At 40.7% G+C, this 26,675-nt stretch carries 27 protein-coding genes and 1 riboswitch; of the genes, 23 read left to right on the plus strand and 4 right to left on the minus strand.

The window, feature by feature from the left end:
- Positions 1–549: 549 nt before the first annotated feature.
- From IEW76_RS11375 to IEW76_RS11415, 9 genes are all read left to right on the plus strand, one after another.
- A complete protein-coding gene (locus IEW76_RS11375; protein ID WP_188653916.1) occupies positions 550–1,590 on the plus strand; it encodes an ABC transporter substrate-binding protein in 1,041 nt (346 codons plus the stop codon).
- Positions 1,591–1,724: 134 nt separating this feature from the next.
- On the plus strand, positions 1,725–2,678 hold the full coding sequence (locus IEW76_RS11380) for an ABC transporter permease (protein ID WP_373285980.1): 954 nt from the start codon (positions 1,725–1,727) through the stop codon (positions 2,676–2,678).
- A 2-nt stretch (positions 2,679–2,680) separates the two neighbouring features.
- Positions 2,681–3,475: an ABC transporter ATP-binding protein gene (locus tag IEW76_RS11385; protein WP_188653920.1), complete on the plus strand. Its 795-nt coding sequence runs from the start codon at positions 2,681–2,683 to the stop codon at positions 3,473–3,475.
- Positions 3,476–3,492: 17 nt separating this feature from the next.
- A complete protein-coding gene (locus tag IEW76_RS11390; RefSeq protein WP_188653922.1) occupies positions 3,493–3,897 on the plus strand; it encodes a thioesterase family protein in 405 nt (134 codons plus the stop codon).
- A 50-nt stretch (positions 3,898–3,947) separates the two neighbouring features.
- Positions 3,948–5,054 carry a Leu/Phe/Val dehydrogenase gene (locus IEW76_RS11395; protein ID WP_188653924.1) on the plus strand — a complete coding sequence of 369 codons (1,107 nt, stop codon included), beginning with the start codon at positions 3,948–3,950 and terminating at the stop codon, positions 5,052–5,054.
- A 13-nt stretch (positions 5,055–5,067) separates the two neighbouring features.
- Positions 5,068–6,138 (plus strand): pyruvate dehydrogenase (acetyl-transferring) E1 component subunit alpha, encoded by a 1,071-nt coding sequence (gene pdhA / locus IEW76_RS11400; RefSeq protein WP_188653926.1) that lies wholly within the window; start codon positions 5,068–5,070, stop codon positions 6,136–6,138.
- Positions 6,138–7,133 (plus strand): alpha-ketoacid dehydrogenase subunit beta, encoded by a 996-nt coding sequence (locus tag IEW76_RS11405; RefSeq protein WP_188653928.1) that lies wholly within the window; start codon positions 6,138–6,140, stop codon positions 7,131–7,133. Before pdhA ends, IEW76_RS11405 begins: the two co-directional genes overlap by 1 nt.
- Positions 7,134–7,148: 15 nt before the next feature.
- Complete coding sequence (locus IEW76_RS11410) at positions 7,149–8,399, plus strand: dihydrolipoamide acetyltransferase family protein (RefSeq protein ID WP_188653930.1); 1,251 nt, start codon at positions 7,149–7,151, stop codon at positions 8,397–8,399.
- Positions 8,400–9,809, plus strand: a complete 1,410-nt coding sequence (locus tag IEW76_RS11415) for a dihydrolipoyl dehydrogenase family protein (RefSeq protein ID WP_188653932.1) — start codon at positions 8,400–8,402, stop codon at positions 9,807–9,809.
- Between the two features lie 101 nt (positions 9,810–9,910).
- Here IEW76_RS11415 and IEW76_RS11420 read toward each other — a convergent pair whose 3' ends face one another.
- Positions 9,911–10,768, minus strand: a complete 858-nt coding sequence (locus IEW76_RS11420; RefSeq protein WP_188653934.1) for an STAS domain-containing protein — start codon at positions 10,766–10,768, stop codon at positions 9,911–9,913.
- A 147-nt stretch (positions 10,769–10,915) separates the two neighbouring features.
- Between IEW76_RS11420 and IEW76_RS11425 the strand changes: the two genes are divergently transcribed.
- Both IEW76_RS11425 and IEW76_RS11430 read left to right on the plus strand, forming a co-directional pair.
- A complete protein-coding gene (locus tag IEW76_RS11425) occupies positions 10,916–11,188 on the plus strand; it encodes a hypothetical protein (protein ID WP_188653936.1) in 273 nt (90 codons plus the stop codon).
- 20 nt (positions 11,189–11,208) lie between these two features.
- Positions 11,209–12,099 (plus strand): RluA family pseudouridine synthase, encoded by an 891-nt coding sequence (locus IEW76_RS11430; RefSeq protein ID WP_188653938.1) that lies wholly within the window; start codon positions 11,209–11,211, stop codon positions 12,097–12,099.
- 138 nt (positions 12,100–12,237) lie between these two features.
- Here IEW76_RS11430 and IEW76_RS11435 read toward each other — a convergent pair whose 3' ends face one another.
- Complete coding sequence (locus IEW76_RS11435; protein ID WP_188654063.1) at positions 12,238–13,044, minus strand: cupin domain-containing protein; 807 nt, start codon at positions 13,042–13,044, stop codon at positions 12,238–12,240.
- A 256-nt stretch (positions 13,045–13,300) separates the two neighbouring features.
- Here IEW76_RS11435 and IEW76_RS11440 point away from each other — a divergent pair, with 256 nt between their 5' ends.
- The 9 genes from IEW76_RS11440 to IEW76_RS11480 all read left to right on the plus strand — a co-directional run bounded on the left by IEW76_RS11440 (position 13,301) and on the right by IEW76_RS11480 (position 21,702).
- Positions 13,301–14,254 (plus strand): LCP family protein, encoded by a 954-nt coding sequence (locus IEW76_RS11440; RefSeq protein WP_229721215.1) that lies wholly within the window; start codon positions 13,301–13,303, stop codon positions 14,252–14,254.
- A gap of 151 nt (positions 14,255–14,405) precedes the next feature.
- A complete protein-coding gene (locus IEW76_RS11445; RefSeq protein ID WP_188653940.1) occupies positions 14,406–15,209 on the plus strand; it encodes a metallophosphoesterase in 804 nt (267 codons plus the stop codon).
- A gap of 75 nt (positions 15,210–15,284) precedes the next feature.
- Positions 15,285–17,210 carry an ATP-dependent DNA helicase gene (locus IEW76_RS11450; protein WP_188653942.1) on the plus strand — a complete coding sequence of 642 codons (1,926 nt, stop codon included), beginning with the start codon at positions 15,285–15,287 and terminating at the stop codon, positions 17,208–17,210.
- Positions 17,211–17,307: 97 nt separating this feature from the next.
- On the plus strand, positions 17,308–17,577 hold the full coding sequence (locus tag IEW76_RS11455) for a 2Fe-2S iron-sulfur cluster-binding protein (RefSeq protein WP_188653944.1): 270 nt from the start codon (positions 17,308–17,310) through the stop codon (positions 17,575–17,577).
- Between the two features lie 187 nt (positions 17,578–17,764).
- Complete coding sequence (locus tag IEW76_RS11460) at positions 17,765–18,205, plus strand: hypothetical protein (RefSeq protein WP_188653946.1); 441 nt, start codon at positions 17,765–17,767, stop codon at positions 18,203–18,205.
- Between the two features lie 106 nt (positions 18,206–18,311).
- Positions 18,312–18,650 (plus strand): hypothetical protein, encoded by a 339-nt coding sequence (locus IEW76_RS11465; RefSeq protein ID WP_188653948.1) that lies wholly within the window; start codon positions 18,312–18,314, stop codon positions 18,648–18,650.
- 494 nt (positions 18,651–19,144) lie between these two features.
- Positions 19,145–20,416, plus strand: a complete 1,272-nt coding sequence (locus tag IEW76_RS11470) for an L-lactate MFS transporter (RefSeq protein WP_188653950.1) — start codon at positions 19,145–19,147, stop codon at positions 20,414–20,416.
- A 401-nt stretch (positions 20,417–20,817) separates the two neighbouring features.
- Positions 20,818–21,192, plus strand: a complete 375-nt coding sequence (locus IEW76_RS11475; protein WP_188653952.1) for a VOC family protein — start codon at positions 20,818–20,820, stop codon at positions 21,190–21,192.
- A gap of 138 nt (positions 21,193–21,330) precedes the next feature.
- The gene (locus tag IEW76_RS11480; RefSeq protein ID WP_188653954.1) at positions 21,331–21,702 is read left to right on the plus strand and encodes a VOC family protein; all 372 of its coding nucleotides are present in this window, start codon (positions 21,331–21,333) and stop codon (positions 21,700–21,702) included.
- A gap of 83 nt (positions 21,703–21,785) precedes the next feature.
- On the opposite strand, the gene IEW76_RS11485 is transcribed toward IEW76_RS11480, so the two are convergent.
- Positions 21,786–22,835: a homocysteine S-methyltransferase family protein gene (locus tag IEW76_RS11485; RefSeq protein WP_188653956.1), complete on the minus strand. Its 1,050-nt coding sequence runs from the start codon at positions 22,833–22,835 to the stop codon at positions 21,786–21,788.
- Between the two features lie 94 nt (positions 22,836–22,929).
- Positions 22,930–23,044, minus strand: a riboswitch (SAM riboswitch).
- Between the two features lie 123 nt (positions 23,045–23,167).
- On the opposite strand from IEW76_RS11485, the gene IEW76_RS11490 reads away from it, so the two are divergent.
- A complete protein-coding gene (locus IEW76_RS11490) occupies positions 23,168–23,710 on the plus strand; it encodes a GNAT family N-acetyltransferase (RefSeq protein WP_188653958.1) in 543 nt (180 codons plus the stop codon).
- 31 nt (positions 23,711–23,741) lie between these two features.
- Here the strand turns inward: IEW76_RS11490 and IEW76_RS11495 are convergent, their stop codons facing one another.
- Complete coding sequence (locus IEW76_RS11495) at positions 23,742–24,380, minus strand: YczE/YyaS/YitT family protein (RefSeq protein ID WP_188653960.1); 639 nt, start codon at positions 24,378–24,380, stop codon at positions 23,742–23,744.
- A 161-nt stretch (positions 24,381–24,541) separates the two neighbouring features.
- Here IEW76_RS11495 and IEW76_RS11500 point away from each other — a divergent pair, with 161 nt between their 5' ends.
- Together IEW76_RS11500 and nhaC are read left to right on the plus strand one after the other, a co-directional pair.
- The gene (locus tag IEW76_RS11500) at positions 24,542–24,982 is read left to right on the plus strand and encodes a hypothetical protein (protein ID WP_188653961.1); all 441 of its coding nucleotides are present in this window, start codon (positions 24,542–24,544) and stop codon (positions 24,980–24,982) included.
- A 234-nt stretch (positions 24,983–25,216) separates the two neighbouring features.
- Positions 25,217–26,638: a Na+/H+ antiporter NhaC gene (gene nhaC / locus IEW76_RS11505; RefSeq protein WP_373285979.1), complete on the plus strand. Its 1,422-nt coding sequence runs from the start codon at positions 25,217–25,219 to the stop codon at positions 26,636–26,638.
- Positions 26,639–26,675 lie beyond the last annotated feature (37 nt).

A 26,675-nucleotide genomic window follows, 5' to 3' on the forward strand; every position in this document is an offset into this window, starting at 1 on the left:
CGTGACGCTCTCTGTGGGGTCTCCCTTAGGCTCCTTTTCCCGCGGGAGTCACGCACTCCCCGAGCAAGTCCTTTTGTTAATTAGGTTAATGGTCGAGGGCCCGCTAAGTAATCTTGTTTCTTCATACATGGCTTGTTTCCGCTCACCCTAATAAGGGAAAAGGTGGGCCCGGAAACTGGGAGACTCCAACCACCTTATTCTCAATATGAGCAAACGGAAACATCATGCTCTCAACTTCATACTGCTACAGATTGAAATGGTATTACAAATGATAGTTTTAGCGTTTGTTGGTGGTTATAAAATTAGACTCTAAAATCTTTGAGGTAGAAGAAAAATCCTTTATTACGTTGAATTATAAGAGTAATTTTAATTTTTTGAAAATTTATTGACAAATTAACGGGGGTCCGATACTATTACGTTATAAATACGTTGTCTGTGTTGTTTATCATATGATTTCAAGACAACTTTTTTTCTCGATTAAAATGTAAACGGTTTCAAAACATCTAAGTCTTACATAAATATTAAGGGACTAATGGGAAGGGGAGTTCAATGAAAAAGATAAGTTGGTTGTTGATGCTCATGATGTTAGGGAGTTTACTCGTTTTAGCCGCTTGCGGGTCAGATGAAGAGACAGAAAGTGACTCTGGGGAAACGGAAGACACAACAGATACAGAAGAAACTTCCGGTGATGCGACTTCTGATGGAGAGACGTATCAGATTGGTGTTACACAAATTGTAGAACACCCATCTCTTGATGCAGCTTTTGAAGGGTTTAAGACAGCAATGGATGACGCTGGTGTTAATGCAGAATATGATGTTCAAATAGCTCAAGGGGATCAGTCCAATAACCAAACAATCGCGACAAATTTTGTCGGGGATCAAATGGATCTGATCTTTGCAAACTCTACTCCGAGTGCGCAAGGAGCGCTAAATGCGACGCCTGATATTCCGATCATCTTTACATCTGTTTCTGATCCGGTTGGAGCTGAACTCGTCCCATCTATGGATGAAGCAGGAGGGAATATTACAGGTACAACTGATAACCATCCTGAAGCCATTCCGAGCACAGTGGACTTTATTAGTAACGAGCTTGGTGCTAAGAAAGTAGGAATGATTTATAACTCTGGAGAGCAAAACTCTATTGCCCAGATTGACCTTGTTAAGAAAGCAATGGAAGGTACAGACCTTGAAATTGTAGAGCGTTCTGTTTCTACATCAGCTGAAGTACAGCAAGCAGCTGAAGCGCTTGTAGGAAAAGCAGACGTCTTCTATATAATTACGGATAACACGGTTGTATCTGCCCTTGAGTCAGTTATTTCTGTCGCGAATGATCAAGATATTCCTGTTGTGGCTGGAGAGTTTGACTCTGTTGAGCGTGGAGCTCTTGCAGCATATGGGTTTGATTATTATGACATTGGCTACCAATCAGGCGAAATGGCTGCTAAAGTGCTCAAAGGTGAAGCTGAGATTTCTTCCATTGCACCTGAAGTGCCTGGGAACTTAAAGCTTGTTATGAACAAAACAGCAGCAGAGGAGCAAGGTGTTGAGATTAAACCTGAATGGGAAGAGAAGGCTGAATTTGTAGAGTAACATTTGATTTGGGATGGGCCCAGTGAACTAACTTAAACTAGCGCACTGGGCCCTTTTATGAAAATGGAGAGAGGGTGAAGGTCGTGCCATTTGCGATATTTGGTGCTTTTGAATCTGGAATTATTTATGCGATTATGGCGCTTGGAGTGTACTTATCCTTCCGCGTGTTAGACTTTCCTGATCTGACTGTTGATGGAAGCTTTGTAACGGGGGCTGCAGTAGCCGCCATTCTAATCTTTAATGGATACAATCCATTCTTAGCAACGATTATAGCGTTTATAGCTGGGTTCATTGCTGGTTGTGTAACAGGATTGTTACATACAAAAGGAAAAATTAATCCCTTATTATCAGGAATCTTAATGATGATTGCGCTTTATTCAATCAATATTCGAATCATGGGTAAATCAAACGTAGCTTTGTTGAATCAAGAATCTGGGCTAGACATTGTTTCAGGATGGTGGGATAGCCTTGGTTTAAATGCTCCGTTTAATGCTTTATTTAATATGGTTGGTTGGGGAGAGTTCTTACCAAAAACGTGGGGCATTTTCTTCTTTATGATTGTGGTTACGTTCTTTATTAAATGGTTAACCGATCGCTTCTTAAAAACAGAAGTAGGTCTTGCCATTCGTGCTACCGGTAACAACAAGAAAATGATTCGAAGCTTCTCAGCAAATACGGATTTGTTCATCATTTTAGGACTTGGTCTATCAAACGCTCTAGTTGCTTTTTCAGGAGCATTAATCGCTCAATTGACTTCTTTTGCTGATGTCGGCATGGGGATTGGGATGATTATTATCGGACTTGCATCCGTTATTATCGGAGAAGCGTTATTTGGTACAAAGTCGATTGCTAGAACGACTTTAGCTGTTATTGGTGGAGCGATTGTGTATCGTATTGTCGTTACCCTTGCTCTACGTGCTGATTTCTTAAAAACAAGTGATATGAAGCTTATTACAGCAAGTATTGTCATTATTGCGCTTGTATTACCTAAGATCATAGATAACCAGAAAGCGCGCCAGCTTAAGAAAAAGAAAAATGCCGAACGTATGGCCACAGTCCAAATGGCATCAGCCGGAAAGGATGAGTAACGTTGCTTGAATTAAATCATGTCCATAAAGTTTTTAATGAAGGCACACTTGACGAGAAAATAGCTCTAGAACATATTGATCTGTCCTTAAAACCTGGAGATTTTGTCACTGTAATTGGAAGTAACGGTGCTGGAAAATCGACATTGATGAATGTAATTTCTGGCGCTCTTTCACCTGATATCGGAACAGTAACGATCCAAGATACAAACGTGACTCCTTTTCCAGAATACAAACGATCAAAACTGATCGGCCGAGTTTTTCAGGATCCAATGGCTGGTACAGCGCCTGAAATGACGATTGAAGAGAATCTTGCTATTGCCTATGCCAGGAATAAGAAGCGAACCTTAAAGAGGGGTGTGACGAAGAAGCGGAAGGCGTTTTTTAAAGAATCTCTCGAAAGTCTTCATCTAGGTCTGGAAGATCGTTTGAATGCAAAGGTAGGCCTTCTATCAGGTGGGGAACGTCAGGCGTTGTCTTTACTTATGGCTACGTTTACAGAACCATCTATTCTTCTCCTGGATGAGCATACAGCAGCCTTAGACCCATCAAGAGCTGAACTCATTACCAATCTAACCAGCGAAATTGTTGAAAAATATCATCTAACTACATTAATGGTAACCCATAACATGCAGCAGGCTCTTGATCTTGGCAATCGTCTTATCATGATGGATAAGGGGCAAATCATTTTAGAAGTTTCAGAGGAAGAGAAGAAAGAGTTAACCATTGAGACGCTCCTTGAAGAATTCCAGAAGATTCGCGGAGAACAAATGGTGAATGACCGCGCTCTATTATCTTAAGAAAGGGGGGAGGAACCATGAAGGAAGGTTTATCCATTGGGCAAACGGCTGAAATAACAGACACTGTTACATCAGACATGGTTGCTCAATTTGAAGGGCGTGTTGTGCACCCTGCCTATTCCACCGTCTCTATGGTTTATCACATGGAGTGGGCTGCAAGGCAGATTATTCTACCATACTTAGAAGATCATGAAGAAGGGATTGGGGCCTCTGTAACCGTGAAGCACGTTGCGCCTACCGCAGTAGATACAACAATAACTGTGAAAGCAACCGTTACGGCGTTAAAGAATCATTTAGTAATCACGGAGGTTGAAGCTCGTAATGAAAAAGGATTGATCGGAAAGGGGGAAGTGACACAGGCGATTCTACCTAAAGAACAAATAAAGGAGCGAATAGAAGCAAGCCTAGTGTCGAACGCATAAAAATGAAAACGTTTTCTGAATTAGATAAGAGAGAAAAAGGGGTGGGAGAGATGGATTTGTTTGAGAAGTTCACTGAGCACGAACAAGTCGTCTTTTGTAATGATCCCGCAACTGGCTTAAAAGCCATTATCGCCATTCACGACACAACGCTTGGTCCAGCGCTTGGAGGATGCCGCATGCAACCATACGAAAGTGTCGATGATGCCCTTCAAGATGTCCTCCGTTTATCGAAAGGCATGACCTATAAATGTGCAGCTTCAGACGTAGATTTTGGTGGAGGAAAGTCCGTCATAATAGGTGATCCCGAGAAAGATAAATCACCTGAACTGTTCCGAGCATTTGGCCAGTTTGTAGAGTCCTTGAATGGTAGGTTTTACACTGGAACCGATATGGGGACATTGCCGGAAGATTTTATTCATTCCTTAAAAGAAACGAACTGCATTGTAGGTGTGCCAGAAGAGTATGGTGGGAGCGGTGACTCTTCTGTTCCAACAGCTCTTGGAGTTATATACGGACTTCAGGCTACGAATCGAGCGCTCTTTGGTACAGAGGATTTAACAGGTAAAACATACGCCATTCAAGGCCTTGGTAAAGTAGGTAGTAAAGTAGCTGCTCGCCTGATTGAAGAAGGTGCTCATTTATACGTATCTGATATTAATCAACAAGCCATTGCTGATTTGGTTGAGAAAGCAAACAAACATAATGCTACTGTTCAAGTTGTCAGGGGAGAAGACATCTACCGTGTTGATGCTGACCTCTTCGTACCTTGCGCGTTTGGTGGAATTATTAATGACTCAACGATTGAAAGCTTTAAATTTAAAGGAATTGTGGGTTCTGCTAACAATCAGCTTTTAGAAGAACGGCATGGCCAAGTGTTACATCAAAAAGGGATTCTCTATGCACCGGATTACATTGTGAACAGTGGTGGTTTAATACAAGTAGCCGATGAGTTGTATGAACCAAATAAAGAGCGAGTCTTACAGAAGACGAAGAGTATCTATAATTCATTGCTATCAATCTACCAGAACGCTGAACTTCATCATATTCCAACCTCAGAAGCAGCCGACTTGTTCTGCAGAGAACGAATGGAAGCAAGGACTAGAAGAAACAGCTTTTTCTCACATGGTAAGCGTCCAAAATGGAATGTACGTACATAAGGAGGAGAGAGACATGGAAGAACAATTTCCAATGATTCAATGGATTGATGAGAAAGGAAATCTTGTGAAGGAAATTGACCAAGAACTCATAACGGAAGATGTCATACGTAACATGTACAGAAATATGGTGAGGATTAGAACCTTTGACCGAAAAGCTATTAGTTTGCAGCGACAGGGGCGAATCGGTACTTATGCTCCATTTGAAGGCCAGGAAGCTGCTCAAGTAGGGAGTGCCATGTCTTTACGAAAGACGGATTGGTTGTTCCCGACCTACCGTGACCACGGGGCTACGATGACGTTCGGTCATTCATTGAAGACGATTCTAACGTATTGGAATGGTCGAAATGAAGGATGTGTGCCACCTGAAGGGTTGCATATCTTTCCACCAAGTGTCCCTATTGCCACGCATTTACCTCATGCAGCTGGAGCAGCTTATGCCGAGAAGCGAAAAGGAACGGACAACATTGCCGTTGCCTATTTCGGAGATGGGGCTACCTCTGAAGGTGACTTTCATGAAGGCTTAAATGTGGCGAGTGTCCTAAAGTCGCCAGTGGTGTTCTTTAATCAAAATAATAATTATGCCATTTCTGTTCCGATTCATAAACAAATGAACTCAAAAACCATTGCTCAAAAGTCAGTGAGCTATGATATACCGGGAGTTCGTGTAGATGGAAATGATATTATCGCCGTCTATACAGAAATGAATCGTGCCATTGATCGAGCGAGAAATGGAGAAGGTCCAACGTTAATCGAAGCGGTGACATGGCGATATGGTGCTCATACAACAGCTGATGATCCGACGAAATATCGTGAACAACAGGAAAGTGAAGATCGCAGGGCTTCTAAAGACCCTGTTGCAAGGCTTGAATTATATATGAAGCAAGCTGGCCTCTGGGATGAGGAATGGGTGACGGGTATTAAAGAAGAGGTGGCACAGGAGATTGATCTAGCTATTGAGGATATGGAAAACCTCCCTCCGGCTGATGTGAACGTTATTTTTGATTATGTATTTGAAAGTCCGACGTGGACAATCGAGAAGCAGAAGAAGGACTATGTTGCACATATGGAAAGAGGGGATCAATAATGCAGACAACTGTAGGAACGAATACGTTGACACTTGTCCAGGCGGTTACGGATGGCATGCGTACCATGCTTCGTGAGAAAGAAGAAGTACTTGTCATGGGAGAAGACGTAGGGAAGAATGGCGGTGTATTCCGAGCGACAGATGGGTTGCAAGCTGAATTTGGTGAAGACCGTGTCATAGATACCCCTCTAAGTGAAGCGGGTTTTACAGGTGCAGCAATCGGTATGGCCATTAACGGTTTCCTTCCAATAGTAGAAATTCAATTCCTTGGCTTTGTTTACCCTGCTTATGAACAAATTATGACCCATGCTTCAAGGATAAGGGCGCGTACAATGGGCCATTACTCTGTGCCGATGGTCATACGTGCTCCGTACGGGGCGGGTGTAAGAGCACCTGAGATTCACTCTGATTCAGTAGAAGCATTATTTACTCATATGCCAGGTATTAAAGTCGTTTGTCCTTCATCCCCTTATGATGCGAAAGGGCTCTTAATTGCGAGCATTGAAGATCCTGATCCGGTTTTATTTATGGAACCAATGCGAAATTATCGTTCGTCCCGTGAAGAAGTGCCTGAGGATAAATATACCGTGGAGATTGGGAAAGGAAAGCGTCTAGCAGAAGGTGAGGATGTAACTGTCATTGCCTGGGGAGCCATGGTTCCTGTTGCTGAGAAAGCTGTGAAGCAGATGGAAGGGAAGGGTGTATATTGTGATTTAATCGATCTTAGGACCCTTTATCCCCTTGATCAAGACCTTATCGCAGAATCCGTTCAAAAAACAGGGCGTACTGTGATTGTTCAAGAAGCACACGCCACTAGTGGTGTAGCAAACGATGTCATCTCTGTAATTAATGATACCTCTTTCCTTTATCAGAAAGCACCGATCGAACGGGTGACAGGTTTTGACACGCCTGTACCATTCTTTGCTTATGAAGATCATTACTTACCTACCCCTGAACGGGTTATAAAATCTATCGAAAAAGTTATTTCGTTCTAAAAGGAGGGACTATGCATGGTCGAAGTAAAGTTACACGATATTGGTGAAGGAATGACAGAAGCAGAGGTCCTTCACTTCTTTGTTAAGCCAGGTGATACAGTCACTTCGGATGAGCCGCTTGTAGAAGTGCAAACCGATAAGATGACGGCTGAGATACCATCTCCTGGTGCAGGAACAGTTGGTAAAATTCTTGTCGAGTTAGGGGAAACCATTAAAGTTGGAACAACGGTTTTGGAAATAGAGTTAGCGGGAGCCCCATCGAAAGGTAAAAAGGAAAATAAAATAGAGAAATCTGAGAAATCTGAGCAATCAAATAAGCAAGAAACACATACATTCCACATACCAAAACGCAGTGATCGTGTCCTGGCTGCTCCTTATACGAGAAAGATCGCTCGGGATAATGGGGTGGATATTGATCAGGTAGAAGGTACAGGACCAGGTGGCCGTATTTTGGATGAAGATGTGATGAGTTATATGAACGGAGAGACTTCTAAACAGGCCTTAGCAGTAGCTGATGCTGCACCGGAGAAAAAAGTAGAAGAGGCGCAATCAGGAGAAGTGACAGCCCCTTCTTCACAGCAAACTATTCCATTTAAAGGTCGCCGGAAACAAATTGCCAAGAAGATGACTCACTCTTTGCATACTATTGCTCATTGCACACAGTTTGAAGAAGTAGATGTGACAAACGCAATGGAATGGAGGGCGGAGTGTAAAGAGCAAGGAGAGTCCTTTTCAATAGCGGCGTTTTATATTAAGGCTGTGTCTGTAGCGCTAAAGGATTTCCCGATCTTTAACGCGACGTTAAACGAGCAAGAAGAAGTAATTGAGTTGAAAGATACTCACAATATTGGACTTGCAGTAGATACAGAAGATGGGTTAATTGTACCTGTATTGCGTAACGTTGAGTCAAAATCGATTACAGAGATTCATAGGGAAATGAAAGTACTAACGGAAAAGGCTCTTTCTAATCAATTAACGATGGCTGATATTTCTGGTGGTACATTTACGATTAGTAATGTAGGCCCTCTTAAAGGGAGTACAGGTGCCACACCTATCATAAATCACCCTGAAACAGGTCTTCTTGCCCTTCATAAAACGAAGAAGCGTCCAGCTGTTGTGAACGACGAGATCGTCATTCGTTCAATGATGAATCTATCGTTCACATTCGACCATCGTGTGGCAGATGGAGGCACAGCCGTAGCATTCTCAAACCGTTTGGTGCAGCTAATGGAACATCCGAATACACTAATGTTGGAGCTGGTATAAATGGTAGTCGGGGAAATTGCAGAACAACGAGATGTTGTGATTATCGGGGGAGGCCCAGGAGGATATAATGCTGCTATTCATGCGGCTAAACAAGGCTTCCACGTCACCCTAATCGAAAAAGGAAATCTTGGAGGTATCTGCCTGAACGAAGGTTGCATACCTTCTAAGCTGTTCTCAACTAGTGCAACGAAGCTATCAGAAGTTGCTACTATGAGTAACTACGGGATACAAATGGGGGAGGCGTCCTTCGATCTAAACGGGCTTCAATCTTACAGGGGGAAGGTTGTTGGCAATCTACGTAAAGGGGTAGAAGCTTTATGTAAAGCCAACAAAGTTGAGATTATAGAAGGGCACGCTTCTTTCTTATCAGAGGACCGTATTGGGGTTGACCATGGTCATCAATTCGATGTCTATCATTTTAATCACGCTGTTATTGCCACAGGTGGTCGTCCCTTTATCCCTAATGAAATAAAAGCTGACGGAAAGCGTATCCTGACAGGCCACTCCCTCTATCGGTTAGAAGAAGTGCCTAAACACCTTCTCATATATGGTAGTGACTATATTGCTCTTGAAGCTGCGATGACATTTAGGCAGTTTGGAGCCAGCGTATCCCTTGTTCTAGAAGAAGAGAAGTCTGACTTTGTGTATGATTCTTCTATTAACCGAGAGTTAAAACGAGTTCTTAAGAAACAGAAGGTCAAAGTTTACACGGAAGCTTCTTTAAAAAGCATTGATGTTGATGGTGAGAAAGTGGTCGGGATGCTCCGACAAAAAGGAGAAGACGTTCACATCGAAGCGACTCATGCGTTCATTTCTTTTGGAATTGAGCCGAACCTGAGTGATCTAGGTGTAGATCGTTTAAGAATGAAAATGGAAAAGGGGTTTCTCTCTACAGATGCCGGGATGCGTACATCCATAGAAAACATCTATGCGATTGGTGATGTAACAACTGGTCCGTCTCTTGCTGTCAAAGCCATTAAGCAAGCAGAGGTGGTAGCTAAGACAATGGGAGGGATCCCTGCTGAGTTTGACCCTACCTTCATTCCTTTAGTAGCCCATACTCTTCCGCCAATTGCTTCAGTAGGGATGACAGAACAAGAAGCATTGGAAAAGGATTTAAACGTTCGCGTTGGTCAGTTTGGTTATGGAGGAAATGGATATGCAACGATCCATGGAAAACGTGAAGGCTTTATTAAACTCATTATACAGGATGATACCGATGTTGTTTTAGGTTTTCATGCCTTTGGTGCTGGTGCAGTTGAGTTAATATCAACGGGAACTGTGGCATTAGAGATGGCAGCTCGTGATGAGGATCTTTTTTTCCCTCATTATCCGCATCCTAGCTACAATGAGTCTATAACAATGATTGAAACGGAGATTAAACGAGCAAAGGAAGCGAATGTTAAATAGAAATTCTCTCTACTCTTGTTACAGAAAAATAAAACGGGTGCTTGTCTTCTTTCGTTCATTGAGGAAAGAAAGGCAGGTACCCGTTTTTATTTCTACAACTATTATGTTTTCGTTTGTAATTGGCTTTCGTGGGTGAATCCGATCTTCTCAAGTGCTTGTTGCATATTGGCATAGCTGTTAATGTCTTTAAAGTTGATACCGAGGCTAATAACAGTTTGAGCGATCTCTGGTCTCATTCCCGTTATACTAGCTTCAACTCCCATAATCGTTAACGCTTGAATGATACTAAAAATGTTATTGGCTACCATAGTATCAATCATTGGGACGCCAGATACATCAATAATTAAGTAATCGAGCTGATCGTCTGTACTATGTTTCAGTGTGGATTCCATGATTAACTTAGCACGATGAGTATCGATCTCGCCTATTAATGGGAGAATGGCTACGCCTTTTGTTATGGGCACGACTGGTACAGATAGTTCTTCCATTGCAAGTTGAGCTATATTCATTGTTTTCTGGTGATCTTGGACGATCAATCTACTAAAAGTGTAACTTACTTCGTCTAATAAGGGGTTAATGTATTTGCTCACATCAAGTATCGTAATAGCTGAGAATTTCTGTTCTTCCAAATCACTTTCAAATGCGTTCCAAATGACTGTGCGGAAAAAGGCCATGCTACGTATTGACTCATTTAGGGGCACACCAATTTCAAGACATTGGTGTCCGACTCTTTCTGCCCATTCTTTTGATCGCTTTAATGAATGCTCTGAATCTTCTATAAGGGAATCAGCTATTATTTCAAATAGTTCTTCTCGCATTGTCATGAATTCATCGTATGGTAAGTCTACTGATTTTAATGAATTTACAAAGTCATCTGCTTCTAAAGCTTCAATAGCGTGAGCGAGCTCTGTTTTATTGTTTAAAATTTTCTCTCTAATATATTCAAGCTCTTGTCTCATCTTCATCATCTCCTAAAGCTTATTACCTTTATCGTAATTCAATAGGTGGCTATACGCAATTCTAAACTCTCATTACGTAAGGAAATTAGAGCGGTCGTTCTTATTGTGGTACAATCGGGACAAAGTGCAGTTTCAAGAGGAGGAATTATGCTCTATCGTCATCCCTATTATTGCGTGACCCGGTCTATCGAAAATGGACAGCAGCTCTATCAGGAAGAAGAGTGTTATCTTGAACTATCAGAAGACAAGATAACAACTAATCAAAATGTGTTTGACTTACAACATGTTTTCGATATGTCTTACAGAAGTACGGCTGAGTTGTACGGGTTTTTATATTTACACACGAACAAAGGAGTCTTCTCTTATAACGTGAAGCATGCACCTGACGAATTGATACAAACCTTTCATTCGTTAAAATAAATCATTGCGAGGAATATACAATGCAACTAGACAAAAGAGAGAATTGGATGGGACTTGAAGTTCCATCAAAATGGAACGGTTACACAATTGAAGCCTTGTTACGAGACGTATGGGAAATCCCCAAAAAGCAGCTTCATCAGATTCGTATGAACAAAGGGGTCCTCGTTAACAACGAGCAAAAACGTTGGAGTGAGACACTTGCAGAAGGAGATTATTTAGAGGCTCAAGTTTTCATCCATGAAGAATCTGATGTAATCCCAGACAAGAAGAATGTACAGATCTTGTTTGAAGACGACCATATTTTAGTAGCTAACAAACCAGCAGGGGTGGATACTCATCCTAATGAAAAGGGACAGACAGGTACCTTATTAAATGCGGTTACTCATCACTGTGGTCCTCATACCAATGTTCGCCATATTCACCGTCTAGATCGTGACACAACGGGTGCGGTATTGTTTGCGAAGCACAGAATAGCAGGTTCCATTATGGACCGTTTGCTAGAAGAACGAAAAGTTAAACGTGCTTATCTTGCTCTTGTTCATGGCTTGGTTTCTAAGAAAAAAGGGACGATTGATCAAGCTATTGGAAAAGACCGTCACCATGCAACTAGAAAACGCGTTTCTCCTAAAGGGCAATCTGCAGTTACGGATTACGAAGTGCATGGCTATCTAAAAGAAAAGAATGCGACACTTGTAAAGCTTTTCTTGAAAACCGGAAGAACCCACCAAATACGTGTTCATATGAGTCACATTGGTCATCCGCTTCTAGGCGATTCCCTATATGGAGGGAAGAAGAATGCAGCACCACGCCAGGCATTGCATGCAGCTTCACTTACGTTCCCTCATCCATTTACAGGCGAAACGATTACAAGCGAAGCGCCATTTATAGATGAACCGCCTATCTTTGAGTGAATTTTTGTAGTGATAAGAAAATGTACGTAAATAAAGTATGTGGTGTAGGTTTTTAAGTAACCTACACTACATACTTTTTTGTTTGAATGATTTAGTTAAATGATGATTTTCTTTACGGAGATAACAAGTATGTCATTCTTACCATCGCATTGCTTTGCTCTGTTGTAAAAGTTTAGATTCTCCTGCGCGTTCCCATTCTTCTACTGTTTCATAGGCTTCCTCAGGTGAATACCCTTTTCCAACCAGAACGCCCATTAGTATAAATTCTTGAAGAATATGGAGAGCATTAATTCCTCTTTTTACATCCTCTAATCCTTCGTTCACGAGATACTCTGTATGCTGAATCCACTCATCAGGAGTTTTCCCTGAAATCATTGTTGTTCCGCTTCCATTTTCAGAACCGTTACCCTGCTCCATAGCCATGGCATCGGCTTTCGTATTATGAACAGTACCAAATGGATGATTAGGCGGGGCGTAGATCGAATAGAGTTTTAACGGGGTATTCCCCGTGTTCGTAACATTATGCCATGTACCTGCAGGAATCATTATTGCGAAATCATCATAGGCCATTTTCTCAAAGGTTAAATTATCTTTATTCTTTCCCATTTGAACAAGTCCTTGCCCTTCTTCAATACGTAAAAATTGATCAACATTTGGATGAATTTCTAAACCGATATCATCGCCAACATCAATACTCATTAAAGTTACCTGCAAATTTTCTCCAGTCCATAAAGCAGTCCGGAACGTATTATTTTGTAAGGTAGCATCATTGATATTTACAACATATGGATTTGGTCCGTAATCTTTTAAAACAAGATTGTTAGGTGAATGCACTCTATTGAGGTATCCTTCATTGGGGAACACCGTGGGCTGTCTTCCATAATACTGAGGGGCACTCACATAATAGGGCCCGTAATAAGGATACGGGTTAGGGTTATAGTACATATTCACAAACACCTCCGCAAGATATACGAATATCCTATGCGCTTAGGAGAAATATGTACTTTGTATTGTTTTTCGAGATAAGTAACAAGTCATCGAAAAGAAACTGAGGTAGCCCTTGATGAAATAGTTGATTTGCGATTTTTTTCATTATGGTATAATGCCACTAGATAGAAAATAGGATTAAGAGAGAACTTGTACATATTAGACATCAATCCTACTATACTATTCTGCTGAATGGGCGGAAGGGGAGTCATGGGTGGAAGAGAAACGTTTTACTACGAGAAGAGCGAAGCGCAGAAAACGGACGAGGAGAATCGTGTTAGGTTTTTTTATTTTCTTCGTCCTAATAGGTGCTTATATCTTATATGAATATACAGCTGGGCTGAGGGGAGCAAATGAAGATGCTCCTGGTATGAATGAAAGTTATGGGGATGAACCCTTTGAAGGAACAGAGAGTCCAGAAGGAAAGACGAATGTGCTTTTATTAGGCATTGATCAGCGTGGAGAAGAAACAACTCGTTCAGATACAATTATGATCGGCCAATATGATACTGATAATAATCAGTTAAAGCTTGTTTCTTTAATGAGGGACACATATGTGAACATCCCAGGTTATGGATATAAAAAGCTTAATGCTGCCTTTGCGATAGGTGGTCCTGAGTTGATGAGGCAGACGATTCAAGAGAATTTCGGGGTAGATCTTGAATACTATTCTATTATTGATTTCAACGGATTTGTCAGCATCGTTAATACAATTGCTCCTGATGGTGTACCGATTACTGTTGAGAAGGATATGTATTATAAAGACGGTGTTCAAACGATAGATCTAAAAGCGGGGGAACAGACCCTAGATGGGAAGGAATTGCTTGGTTATGCTCGGTTCCGTAATGACTCTTATGGAGATTTAATGAGAGTTGAGCGCCAGCAGAAGGTCTTGAAAGCGCTCAAGGAGGAATTTGTTTCGTTCACCGGCTTAGCACGATTGCCACGAGCACTTGGGGCGATTCAACCATACGTCAAGACGAATATGGGTACAACTTCGATATTAGGGTTTGGAACGGACTTTCTATTGAACACTCCGGATGATTTTGAGACGCTGACCATTCCAAAAGATGTAGGATATTCAAATTTGCGTGTGCCAGGAGAAGGTGCGGTTTTGTCCCATGATGAAGAGAAAACGAGAGAAGCATTACAGTCGTTTTTGGAATAGCTCAAATAGGGTATAGAAAGAAGATGTCCGTTTCCGGCGGGCATCTTTTTCGTGATTGCTCTTAACTTCCTACATAAAATATTCTATAGAAGAAAGGAAATGAGGGAAGGGATGGGGAATTAGTAATCTTAAAGCAAAAGAGGTGCGGAGGATGACTTTGATAACCTGGATACTAGCTGGTGTAATCTTCTTTCTGCTTGCATGGGAAGTTTTTTTCATCTTACCAACGAAATGGTTGAAAGTTGAGCGGGTAGATTGGGAAGGGAATACGAATAAGAAGATTTTGCAAATAAGTGATTTACATATTCGACACATGCGTGTTTCTCTTGCTAATATTAAGGCTCTTATTCATGCTGAACAACCTGATTATATATTCTTAACAGGAGATTATATTGATCAATCTGAGAAAGAATTCGAAACTCTTAAACCGTTCTTGCAACTTATAGAGGAATCAGGTGTTGAAACATATGCAGTCCTTGGTAATCACGACCGTGATATAGATGATGTTAAAGGTCTTGAAGATCTAATTAACCAACACGGGATTCACTTATTGAAGAATGAATTTGTCGAAAAAGATGACGTTGTGATTGTCGGAGTGGATGATCATGCCCAAGGATACCACGATCCTGAGAAAAGTTTCTCCTTTTTAGGAAATGATAAGAAAGATGTACTGGTCCTCACCCATGATCCTGATGTGTTGCTTAAAGTAAAGCACTCGTTTACGATGCTTGTATGCGGACATTTACACGGGAAACAGGTTAACATTCCATACTTTTTTAAGATTAAGAATATGGGACAACTAGCTAAACAAGGGATATATCAAGGCAAGCATGATCATGAGCATGGTTCTTTTTATATTTCTAAAGGAATTGGCCAGTCAAGGTGGAATATTCGCTTCTTTGTACGGAGCGAAGTGACGGTCCATACCCTTCGTTCAGTAAAAAAATATTCATGAGCAGCAAAAAAACTGATATGATAAGGAATGCTGCAATAAATTTTCACCCTCTAAAAAGGGTAAGAGGAGAATACGATGACACAAACCCTTCCATTTGAAATCTCCAAGGAAGATACATTCTTTGATGTGTTAGGTGATTATATTGGAGATGTTTTTTACGACATATTACCAGATCAAGGTTATGAACTTCGGGACGAACAAATTTATATGGCGTTCCAGGTAGAACAGGCCTTCAAGAATAAGCAAACCATCTTCGCAGAAGCGGGAGTAGGAACGGGAAAAACGTTTGTATACTTGCTTTATGCGATTTGCTATGCCCGTTATATGAATAAGCCGGCTATTATTTCATGTGCGGATGAAACGCTGATTGAACAACTTGTCAAAAAAGGCGGAGACATTGAGAAGCTAGAAGAAGCACTTGGATTAAATGTAGATGTGCGTCTTGCGAAAGCACGCGAACAATACGTTTGTGTGAAGAAGCTAGATAAGCTTGAGGAAACTACAGAGGACGAAGATATTCTGGATGTGTATGATTCTATTCCTGAATTTGTTTTCGGTGGTGATGCTTCTATGCAGAAGTTCGAACGGTACGGAGATCGAAAAGAATATCCGTGGGTATCGAATGAGAAATGGGAAGCTATCTCCTGGGATCCTCTTCAGCAGTGTTCAACGTGTGATTGGCGTCACCGCTGTGGTCAAACGTTAAATCGTCAATACTATCGTCATTCGTCTGACCTAATTATCTGTTCACATGATTTCTATATGGAGCATGTATGGACGAAGGATTCTAGAAAGCGTGAAGGGCAGCTTCCACTCTTACCAGAAGCAAGTAGCGTGATATTTGACGAAGGGCACTTACTTGAGTTTGCTGCTCAAAAGGCGTTAACGTATCGCTTTAACTCGAAGACTCTTACAAGTGTTCTAACGGAATACTTAAATCAGGATATTCGGGAAGAATCCCTTCTTTTGATTGAAGATATTCTAGAAATGCACGACAAGTGGTTTGACATTCTTCGCGACACGAGTTCTGAAGTAGAAGGTTCAAACCGACATGAAGTTCCTCGTTCGAAAGAAATGATTGATTTGGCAGAACAGATGAACAAGAAAGTGCACAGCTTGCTTGAACAGCTCGTCTTTGATTCCGAACTCTTCTTAATGGATGACTATAATGTGAAGATTATAGAAGAATACTTGGAGTTCTTCTCTTATGGATTAGCGATTCTACTAAAAGATAATAAAGGGATCTTCTGGCTTGAGACAAACCATGAAGACAGTTCATTAGTCATTATGCCACGCCTTGTTGAAGATGTTTTAGAGAAAGAAGTGTTTAGTCAGAACATTCCATTCTTATTCTCATCTGCCACTCTTTCTCGTCAGAAAGACTTCTCTTATATCGCAGGAAGTCTCGGTATCAAGAATTATCTCTCCTTCACGGTGGAATCGCCGTTTGATTACGAGGAACAAATGAAGATGAACGGCCATCTTGACCAAGGGGAAGAAGAGAAGTGGGAGAACATGAAGGCTCATTTAGAGCACCAGGCAGGAAAGACGTTAATATTGTTCTCTTCTCTAGAAGAAATGAATCGTTTCAGAGCTTGGGCAGATCGTCAATCCTTCTCTTTCCCTATGCTATATGAAGGAGACAGGGAGATAAGTGAAACGGTCCAGACGTTCCAGCAAGATCACGCGACAGTCTTATGCTCTTATCACCTTTGGGAAGGTTTGGATGTACCAGGTGAGGCGCTTTCTCAGGTTATGATCTCGTCTCTACCATTCCCACCAAAAGACCCTGTCTTTGATGCGAAGCGTAACCACGCAGCGGATGCGATGCAAGAAGTCGATCTTCCGTACATGCTTCTACGTATGCGTCAGGGAATCGGGCGCTTAATTCGTGGGCATGAAGATCAGGGTTCTGTGCATGTATGGCTAACCCCAGAGCAGTACGAAGTAATCGGTAAAGAAATTGAAGGCATAGCACCAACACCAATTCAGTGGAGCTAAATGAAAGGGGGAGGGAGTCAATCTCCCCCTCCTTTTCTTGTTATGCTCTGTGTTTATGCGTACAATAATAGAGACATGTGTTATAGAAAGGAAGGTTATGATGGATCAAATGATGATTCGTGTAAAACAGCAAGATGAGGAATTTTCTATTCAGCCTGTAAAGGGACAATCCCTTTTAGCATCAGCTTTTGAACAAGATGTGCCTCTAGATTACAAATGCCAAAAAGGAAACTGTACCCGTTGCCGCGTAGAGCTACTTAATGGAGAAGAAGTAGTAAACAAGCCAACACCAAAGGAACATGAGAAGCTAGATGGCGAGCTTGAAGAAGGCTATCGCTTAGCTTGTCAGACTGTTCCGCTTAAATAGGTACATAACTACAATAGGTTTAAGTAGGGGGAGTATCAGATTGTAGAAGATCTGGTGCTCTTTTTTGTTTATTGAAGAATAGAGAGAGGGGTAATGAAGATTCGAGAGACTGTTTCCGTTAAGGGTTATGAGATGTACTCATAATTTTCGTGTGTTAAAATATGGATGATAAAGGGGTGAGCTATGAATGACTGCTAGTTTCAAGGGAATGGCTTACTTATTAGTGGCGATGATTCCTTTGTTCATATTGGGCTATTTTCTCTCTGTGAGCTACGAAGAGATGTTTTTCATTTATGAATGGCTACTTGGGACAGTTGTGTTATGTGTTTTTGTTCTGTCTATTAAGTCCATTTGGGAGATTAAAGACGAGAGAAAATGGATTGCGGGTTCGTTTTTTGCTTTTATTTTACAGTTTTTCGTTCTTAGTCTTTTTCTGGGTCCCTTCACTTATTATTCAATCATTTTTGTTTATTATGGGGTTGCTTTATGTGCCTTCCTAGTTTTTGTCATAGCCCTGCGTAGGAATAAAACGTTACGAGTGATTCCGAGTACGTTTATGGTCATAACGGGAGCATTCACCCTTTATATCATTCTTTTAAATAATCTATGGGGAACCAGATTGATGTAAATGGTAGAGGAGGGGGATATGTATTCGGAATAAGCAGCTTTTTGGGTATTATTTTGTTTGGACGCTTGCGATTGGGTTGATTATTTACTTAGGGAAGAGTTATGAAATGGCTTTACAGGAAGAGTTTAAGGTTACGTATGAACGCCCTGCTGCATCACTGCTATTTGCTGCACTTTTTCCTGTTGGGATCGGTGTTCTTTTACGCCTTCCTAAATTTATTTTAGAAGTTATGGCACGAACGCCTTGGACGTTTGACTGGATTAGAGGCTTGGCTGTTGGAGTGCCTGCTCTAGTGATCGTTGTTTGGTCCACTTTGCCTCTCACCCCATATGGGGAAGGAATGCGAATGCCTGACCTCATTTTAGTAGGTCATCCTACGCTTACAACCATTGCAGGAGTGGTTTTAGGTTATTTGATGTTGGATGCTTTTAAGAAAGATTATTAGCGGAAAAGCAATAACTTATAATTGGTTCCATTATGGTGTAGAAAATGTAAGGAATACTATACTAATCAGTAGACCAAATCCCACATGGGGTTTGGTTTATTCTTTATCTTATATCAATGTTTTATAGGCTATGAATAATCTTACCCACGGAAAGCGAGCTGTTTTCCATGCCTCCATTCTAACGGAACCATTTCCGAAACTCTTTATCCCTCAAGACTGCCCGATAATTGAATAAACCCTTTCCTAAAGTCGGCAACTATCTACCTAAACGCTTCAAATAGCCTTTTTATAGGTTGTTTTTATACCAAATAAAATGTTAAGAAACCATCATTCACACTATAAAAGCATGGTTTAGCAAGACTTTGTCATCTCTTAAATACTATACTTTACCCTTCATTAATGTCGGAAAATTTAAAATAGTTTGATTTTTTTCGCCACTCGTTGTATCCTTTTTGTGAATGCGCTTACAAAAAAGAGTGAAGGAGGTACATACTATGCAAGCAATGAAAAACAGATGGTTAATTGCTTTATCAGCTATTTCCATCCATCTTTCCATCGGAGGTGCCTACGCATATAGCGTATATACCACCCCCGTAAGTGAACAAATGGGCTGGACCCCAACTCAAGTAACGATTGCATTTACTATTATGATGGCATTGGCCGGTTCATCCGCAGCATTGTTTGGGAAGTTTGTAGAAAAAAATGGTCCAAGAAAATCAGCAATTCTGGCTGGTGTTTTGTTTGGATTAGGACAAGCCGGTTCAGGGGTTGCGATCGCGATTGATTCACTTCCATTTTTCCTATTGTCCTACGGATTAGCAAGTGGACTTGGGCTTGGCATTGGTTATATTTCACCCGTATCAACTCTTGTGAAATGGTTCCCTGACCGAAGAGGTTTAGCAACCGGATTAGCGGTACTTGGTTTTGGTACAGGAGCTCTCATTACAGCGCCCGTTGCAGCCAACTTAATGACCGCAATTGGAATATCTAATACATTTTACGTATTAGGTGCAGCTTACTTTATTTTTATTACATTAGGTGCTTCTTACATAGCCCCACCCCCAGAAGGCTGGATGCCAGCTTCTATGAAACAAAATATGGCCTCTGGGAATAAAGTTTATAAAAAAGATTTACAACAATTGACTTCAAAAGAAGCGGTTAAAACAAAGCGGTTCTGGCTGCTATGGACAATGATGCTTATTAATACGACAGCAGGGATTATGATGATTTCAGTTGCTTCGCCAATGGCCCAAGAAGTTGTAGGGTTATCAGCCGGTGCAGCAGCCACGATGGTCGGAATTATGGGTGTGTTTAATGGTGGAGGTCGTCTTGGCTGGGCAACAGCTTCAGACTATATTGGCCGCCCTAATGTTTTTATGATCTTTTTCTTAATACAAAGTGTTGCTTTTTTCATGCTTCCGATTACAACAAACATCTTCTTATTCCAGCTTCTCATTTTACTCGTTGTTACTTGTTACGGCGGAGGATTCTCTAATCTCCCTGCATTTATTGGTGATTTGTTTGGAACGAAACAACTCGGTGCCATTCATGGGTACTTGTTAACAACATGGTCTCTAGGTGGCGTATTTGGACCTATGATTGTTTCACAAATTCGGGCTAGAACAGATAGTTACACTGCTGTATTTTACGTTTTTCTTGCTTTAATATTCTTAGCGCTTGTCGTCTCCATTCTTATGAAATTAGACATTAAAAAGACTGAGAAGAATCTAAAACAACAGCAACAAGAAGAAGCCGTTAATTATTAATTAGGAAACCAAAGCATCCGCATTGTAAAGTTGGATCGCGTCTTACCGACGAGATGCAACTTTTTTTCTTAGGGATGGGATTGTTGAATAGCAGCTGTCGTTTTTTCATAAAACGGAAGTATAAAGTTTAATAGGGGTGATCTTCATATGGAATGGTTAATTGTTGTTATGATTGCTTATCTTCCGTTGTTTTACAGAGTTCATAGGAGGCTTGATTTCTTAGAAAAAGAAGTGAAAAGACTGAAGGGCGAAGATAATATCATTTAGTTGAACAGGTGCTTTAGTGCTACAAGGAGTGGGGGGTGTTCTTATTAAAGTAGTTATTTCAATAAATGGAAGGACAAATCGATATGAAGAAGGAATTACTTGATAAACCAGATAAAATGGGGAAGAGGTAGATTATGGGTCATTCATTTATTGAACAAGTTCATTATATTAGAATTCCTGTAAAAGATTTAGAGCAATCTGCACAATGGTATAGAGATATAGTAGGGCTTCAATTGGTAACCATTACGGAAGATCCATTTGCTATTCTTAAAGTAAATGAGGGATCTTTTTTACTTATATTAGTTCCAACTGAGGATGAAACATTTGCACATTTTACAATTAATAATGATGCAGCTTTTAGTATCGGCTTTACTAGCCCAGAACTATCTAAATTTCATCTGCACTTAATTCATAATGGAGTTAAGGTCGAGGATATACAAGAAGATCATGGTCATGCATATTTTCACTTTTATGATCCAAATGGTAATAAACTTCAAGCCCACTGGTAAGGGTTTCCTCCTTGTATGGCAAAGGTGGGCCTTACAGAGCCTAAATTTAAATGCTCTTATTTTGAAATAGAATGAGAGGTTTTTGTCTTTTTAAGGCGAAGATAATTAGGAGAAAGTCTATTATTAGGAGGATATTATATGGAGCTTGGTGCATTTTCTATTAGCTTAACTGTAAAAGACATCAACAAATCTAAAGCTTTTTATGAAACGTTAGGGTTCGATTCTCTTGGAGGGGTGCCAGATCAAGATTGGGTTATTATGAAGAATGGTGACTGTGTGATTGGACTTTTCCAAGGCATGTTCGAGAAAAACATCCTAACCTTTAATCCTGGATGGGATCAAGATGCTAAAGAACTTGATTCGTTCACAGATGTTAGAGAACTCCAAAAACAGTTGAAAGAAAATGGAGTTAAAATTCTTTCAGAAGTAGATGAAACGAGCGAAGGGCCAGGGAGTTTTACGATTGAAGATCCTGATGGGAATCCTATCCTCATTGATCAACATAGATAATGGACTTTAACAGCATTTATAACAATGGGCTTATAAAAGGAGGAACAAACTCGAAAGTGGGTTGTTCCTCCTTTCTTACAATCTTATGCTTTCACACGATACGTTTGATTATGCTTTTTCAACGAGTCGTCTGAACCGAATAGGAAGTGTTTTTCCATATCCGGAGAGTATTTAGAATTAATCGCTTCGCGGCCTACTGTTTCTGCTACTTCACGAAGCATGCTTGGAGAAGCGCCGCAACATAACCCAAAGTAATTGACCCCTGTAGCTAGTGCATCTTTAGCCCAGCTTGCAATCTCGTAACGGTTGCAGTAAAGCGGGTCAAGAGAAGTTGGGAAGGTGGTTTCTGTTGGTAAGTGACATGCACAACCTCCATCTGGTAGGTTAAAGAACGTTGGGTGTTCTTCTGACGTGCGGTATGGAACAGGTAGTGCAGCTACATATCCGTCACACGCTTCGCGGATTTTTTCCACATAAGGTTGCATTGTAGCAGGTCCGCGGAAGCAGTTCATCCCAACGACTAAAGCCCCTTGTTCTTGAAGCAAACGGCAAGCTTCTTCTACTTCATAGCCATCACGCATTTTATTCTCGCCCATAACCCCCAGTGTAATAACTGCAGGAAGGTCTTGCTTGAGCACTTCCTCAAGAGCGATTTGCGCTTCTTCATAGTAGTAGAATGTTTCTCCGTTTACGAAATCTACTCCCTCTTCTTTACACCATGAGATCATCTCGGCAAACATTGTGCGAACGGCCTGTTTTGAGGACTCATCTTCAGGATCAAAAAGGTTTGTATTCGAAATATTCCCAGCCACAAGCGCTTCTTCGACCGGGTTTTCTTGAGCGACTTCTTTAGCCAGACGGATTGCTTGTCGATTAAGAGGTTCTAAAAGCTCTTCTTTTCCGATAATACGCATCTTCTCGCGATGAGCGTTGTAGGTGAAGGCTAAAACTACGTCAGAGCCTGCATTCATATAATCGCGGTATGTTTGTTTTAATGCTTGTGGGTTATCAAGAGCAACCTCCGGTACGAAGGATCCAGCTTGAAGGTAGCCGCGACGCTCCAATTCGAATAAATAGCCTTCACCGCAAATAACCGGTCCATCTTGTAATCGTTGTTCGAGTGTTCGTTTCATGTTTAATCAATCCTTTCAGGGAGTAAGTAATAAGGAAAAGGGCATAAGAAAACCCTCTTCCGGAATAAGAAGAGGGTGTATGTAACAAGGCCTCCTCTTATCTGCCAGATCAATAACCGATCTGTAGGAATTAGCACCTTTTTCAAGACGATCCTTGAAAGGTTGCCGGGCGTCACAGGGCCTAGTCCCTCCGCCACTCTGGATAAGAGTTTGATATTTAATTAATAAAGCTTGATATGGATTATAACGGGTAAGAATTATAACGTCAATCCTTTTTCAGAAAAATGTTAAGATTCTATTTTTGTAGTAAGATAAGGTGGGAGGGATGGATCATGATAAGGAGACTACAAGTAATGAATGTAAGCGCTAACGAGATCGATGACAAATTTTTAATAGAATTCAATCGGTTTCAAGAAACTAAAAGTGTTTGGTATACAACAAATCAAACCGATGTGAATATAAAGACTGATTCTTTTATTGATGATTGGAGCGTAGATCAGAAAAAAGACATATCCCTTTATTTAAAAAAGTGTATCGATGAGGGTGGAGGTGTAGTAGCTGCCTTTGTAGGAGACCAAGTAGTAGGGTTTGCAAATGTAGAGAATCGTTTATTTGGTTCAAAGAATCAATATGTGCCTCTCCCATTTATTCATGTTTCAAATTCTTATCGCGGGGAAGGCATAGGGAAACAATTATTTTATCAGTGTTGCGAGATCGCTAAAGATTTGGGTGCCGAGAAAATTTATATTGGTGCTCATCCTGCAGTCGAAACGCAACGCTTCTATCAATCTGTGGGCTGCAAATTAGCACAAGAGATGAACGAAGAAATCTATCAGAAAGAACCGTTAGATCTTCAATTAGAAAAGCTTTTATAAAAGCGCCTGCTCAAATTGCAGACGCTTTTCTTTATAAAGCAAGTTCGTATCGCTTTTTATAGCGTGGGTGAATTAAATAATAATAAGGATATGCTCTACTGTACGTTAGCTGAATAATTGGACCGGCGAATAGTACACCAGCCGCAGTGCCTAACCCAACAGGGCCTCCAATTAAGAGCGCGGAGGTTGATGTAGTAAGCGCTACAAGTGTTTGGCTAAGGCGTAAGCTTAATGTAAATCGGCTTGCGATAGCTAGGAAGAGCTGGTCCACTGGAGCTCTTGGTAAAGCCGGGAGGATATAAATTCCAACCCCAATTGCACTAAGCGTGATTCCAAGCGTAAGTGCTCCAATTTGCAATAAGAATGGTGCTTGAAGCAATGTGAAATCGTGAAAAACGACCTCGAGCCAAAAATCGAGAATTAAGCTTTCTAATACGAGAGGTATTATGGCACGCGGTTCTGGTTTTTGTTTCATGAGCCAACCATTGGCAAAGATAAACAAAAACTGAAAGAGCGCGTACCATATGCCAACAGTAAATCCGAGTTGATCAGATAAACCTACAAATAATGCTGTCCAAAATCCAGCACCTAAAGTGGCTTTAATAAGTAGTGCCACACCGAAAAAGTTAACCAACATACCTAACAGATAAATACTTACGCGATATACCATTGCTGACCCTCGTCTTTCCTTTAGTATCGGGGCTCTTTTAACCTTGAGCCATTCTAGTACGTATAAAAAGAGTGGGTCAATCTAAAAACAATAGTAGAGTTATGGATTTTGATAGAATTTTCTGATAAAATAACGAAAAGAACGAATTTGGGGGAGTTATCATGTTTCCGTATGGATCAAGTGTAGCTTGGAAGCGTAAAGGTAATAACGTGTTGTTCTACTATGCTTCTCTGGGTGTAGTGAGTTTGTTCCTATTGCTTTTGTTCCAATCGGGCCTTACTTCAAGTGATAAGCTTTTATTAGGGGGCACTTTAACTATTGGTGTGGTAAAAGCCCTTTACTATTATTCACTAAGGAAGAAGTCATATATTGAATTTCATGAAGATCGTCTTGAAATCGCGCAAATTCCTTTAATAAAAAGCAAACAAATAAATTACAATCAGATCCATAATGTGGTAATGATTAACAATGATATGCTGACGTTAAATATGATGGATGGGTCAGAGGAGACGATCTATCGTGATAAATTAACGGATGTTTCTTTTAATCAAATAAAAGGGATTCTTGTAGATCAACTAGGGCCTAGATCTACTCATTTTTAATAAGCTATATGGCCAATGAACTAGACTTATAGGAGTTCGTAACTTAATTGTTGCACTCCTTTTTTATTTGTCGTTAACTTCTTTATGCCTTCCTTTATGTACGATTTTTTACGGACTATCTTCTTATCAAAAGGATGAATGTTTGAGATGGTTCCTTTTCCTTATTTTGAAAATGGGTAGTTTAGTTAAAAGGGAAATGAGGGAAAGTTCAGAAATTGTAATGAAAAGAAGGGAGTGGGTGGTTTGGAAAATGCGAAGAAAGATATGCCGATTTTTGTAGCGGTTTTGCCGTTACTGATCATGATCGTGGGGATGGGATTTACGATCATTAAGTATGAGGGGGCGCCTCATGTACCCTTATTGTTAGGAGCTTTTTCAGCTTCTATTATTGCATTACTTTATGGTTATTCATGGGAAGCAATAGAAGATAGTTATTATAAAGGTATACATAAATCGTTACCAGCTATCGTCATTTTAATTTTAGTAGGCCTGATTATTGGTTCATGGATCGGTGGGGGAATTGTAGGAAGTTTGATTTATTATGGTCTTAAGCTAATATCACCTGGATTCTTCCTCGTCTCCATTATGCTCCTCTGTACAATCGTTGCCTTATCAATCGGTAGCTCTTGGTCGACAATGGCGACAGTGGGCGTTGCAGGTATGGGTATTGGAATTAGTATGGGAATCCCTGAGCCGATGACCGCTGGGGCTATTATTTCAGGGGCATACATGGGGGATAAGATGTCTCCATTATCAGATACGACTAACCTAGCTTCTGGTATCGCAGACGTGAACTTGTTCGAACACATTAAACATATGCTTTATACTACGATTCCAGCTTATCTAATTGCGTTTTGCATCTTTTTCTTTTTAGGAAGACAGTTTTCTGTAAGTGGCTTCGAGGAGGGACGAATACAGGAGATTATGACAAGCATAGAGAGTCATTTTCTTATTTCTCCGTGGTTACTTCTTGTTCCTCTTGTTGTCATTATACTTGTTTTATTTAAAGTTCCCGCATTGCCGGCTTTAAGTGTGGGAGTTATTCTTGGATTTCTTTGTCAGATTGTGATCCAGGGAGACCAAGTGGGAACTGCTGTGACCACACTTTATGATGGTTTCTCGTTAGAAACAGATAATGATATGATTCGTGAATTGCTTAATAAAGGTGGATTAAGCAGCATGATGTATACGATCTCGCTTACTCTTGTAGCCATGATTTTTGGAGGCGTATTAGAAGGTATGGGGATGCTTGAGAGGTTAATGGATGGCATTGTCAGTTTAATACGTTCCGGTAGAGCGCTTATTCCGACGACAATTTTCACATCATTCCTTACGAATGTATCGATGGCAGAGCAATACATCTCCATTATTATACCAGCTCGTATGTATGCAGAAGTGTATCCTAAGCATAACCTTCACCGTAAGAATTTATCTCGAGCCGTTGAGGATGGGGGGACAGTGACAAGTGTGCTTGTCCCTTGGAATACAGGAGGTGTTTTTGTAGCAGGGACGCTAGGTGTTCAAACACTCTCTTATGCACCTTACGCTTTCTTTAATATCATTACACCGATTTTGTCGATTATTTTTGCGATTATTGGTTTTAGCATTGTGAAGAATAAGATTGAATCGAAGTCAGGTCAGTCGTCTTCAATGTAGCGAAATAAGGACTAAGCCTATTTAAGGGTTTAGTCCT

It is taken from the genome of Pontibacillus salipaludis (genome assembly GCF_014642405.1).
In the GTDB taxonomy this organism is placed as follows: Bacteria; Bacillota; Bacilli; order Bacillales; family BH030062; genus Pontibacillus; species Pontibacillus salipaludis.

Bases quoted from the DNA above. Each gene is read 5' to 3' on its own strand.
- IEW76_RS11375 (WP_188653916.1), top strand. From the start codon at position 550: ATGAAAAAGATAAGTTGGTTGTTGATGCTCATGATGTTAGGGAGTTTA.
- IEW76_RS11380 (WP_373285980.1), top strand. From the start codon at position 1,725: ATGGCGCTTGGAGTGTACTTATCCTTCCGCGTGTTAGACTTTCCTGAT.
- IEW76_RS11390 (WP_188653922.1), top strand. From the start codon at position 3,493: ATGAAGGAAGGTTTATCCATTGGGCAAACGGCTGAAATAACAGACACT.
- IEW76_RS11395 (WP_188653924.1), top strand. From the start codon at position 3,948: ATGGATTTGTTTGAGAAGTTCACTGAGCACGAACAAGTCGTCTTTTGT.
- pdhA (WP_188653926.1), top strand. From the start codon at position 5,068: ATGGAAGAACAATTTCCAATGATTCAATGGATTGATGAGAAAGGAAAT.
- IEW76_RS11405 (WP_188653928.1), top strand. From the start codon at position 6,138: ATGCAGACAACTGTAGGAACGAATACGTTGACACTTGTCCAGGCGGTT.
- IEW76_RS11410 (WP_188653930.1), top strand. From the start codon at position 7,149: ATGGTCGAAGTAAAGTTACACGATATTGGTGAAGGAATGACAGAAGCA.
- IEW76_RS11415 (WP_188653932.1), top strand. From the start codon at position 8,400: ATGGTAGTCGGGGAAATTGCAGAACAACGAGATGTTGTGATTATCGGG.
- IEW76_RS11420 (WP_188653934.1), bottom strand. From the start codon at position 10,768: ATGAGACAAGAGCTTGAATATATTAGAGAGAAAATTTTAAACAATAAA.
- IEW76_RS11425 (WP_188653936.1), top strand. From the start codon at position 10,916: ATGCTCTATCGTCATCCCTATTATTGCGTGACCCGGTCTATCGAAAAT.
- IEW76_RS11430 (WP_188653938.1), top strand. From the start codon at position 11,209: ATGCAACTAGACAAAAGAGAGAATTGGATGGGACTTGAAGTTCCATCA.
- IEW76_RS11435 (WP_188654063.1), bottom strand. From the start codon at position 13,044: ATGTACTATAACCCTAACCCGTATCCTTATTACGGGCCCTATTATGTG.
- IEW76_RS11445 (WP_188653940.1), top strand. From the start codon at position 14,406: ATGACTTTGATAACCTGGATACTAGCTGGTGTAATCTTCTTTCTGCTT.
- IEW76_RS11450 (WP_188653942.1), top strand. From the start codon at position 15,285: ATGACACAAACCCTTCCATTTGAAATCTCCAAGGAAGATACATTCTTT.
- IEW76_RS11455 (WP_188653944.1), top strand. From the start codon at position 17,308: ATGATGGATCAAATGATGATTCGTGTAAAACAGCAAGATGAGGAATTT.
- IEW76_RS11460 (WP_188653946.1), top strand. From the start codon at position 17,765: ATGACTGCTAGTTTCAAGGGAATGGCTTACTTATTAGTGGCGATGATT.
- IEW76_RS11465 (WP_188653948.1), top strand. From the start codon at position 18,312: ATGGCTTTACAGGAAGAGTTTAAGGTTACGTATGAACGCCCTGCTGCA.
- IEW76_RS11470 (WP_188653950.1), top strand. From the start codon at position 19,145: ATGCAAGCAATGAAAAACAGATGGTTAATTGCTTTATCAGCTATTTCC.
- IEW76_RS11475 (WP_188653952.1), top strand. From the start codon at position 20,818: ATGGGTCATTCATTTATTGAACAAGTTCATTATATTAGAATTCCTGTA.
- IEW76_RS11480 (WP_188653954.1), top strand. From the start codon at position 21,331: ATGGAGCTTGGTGCATTTTCTATTAGCTTAACTGTAAAAGACATCAAC.
- IEW76_RS11485 (WP_188653956.1), bottom strand. From the start codon at position 22,835: ATGAAACGAACACTCGAACAACGATTACAAGATGGACCGGTTATTTGC.
- IEW76_RS11490 (WP_188653958.1), top strand. From the start codon at position 23,168: ATGATAAGGAGACTACAAGTAATGAATGTAAGCGCTAACGAGATCGAT.
- IEW76_RS11495 (WP_188653960.1), bottom strand. From the start codon at position 24,380: ATGGTATATCGCGTAAGTATTTATCTGTTAGGTATGTTGGTTAACTTT.
- IEW76_RS11500 (WP_188653961.1), top strand. From the start codon at position 24,542: ATGTTTCCGTATGGATCAAGTGTAGCTTGGAAGCGTAAAGGTAATAAC.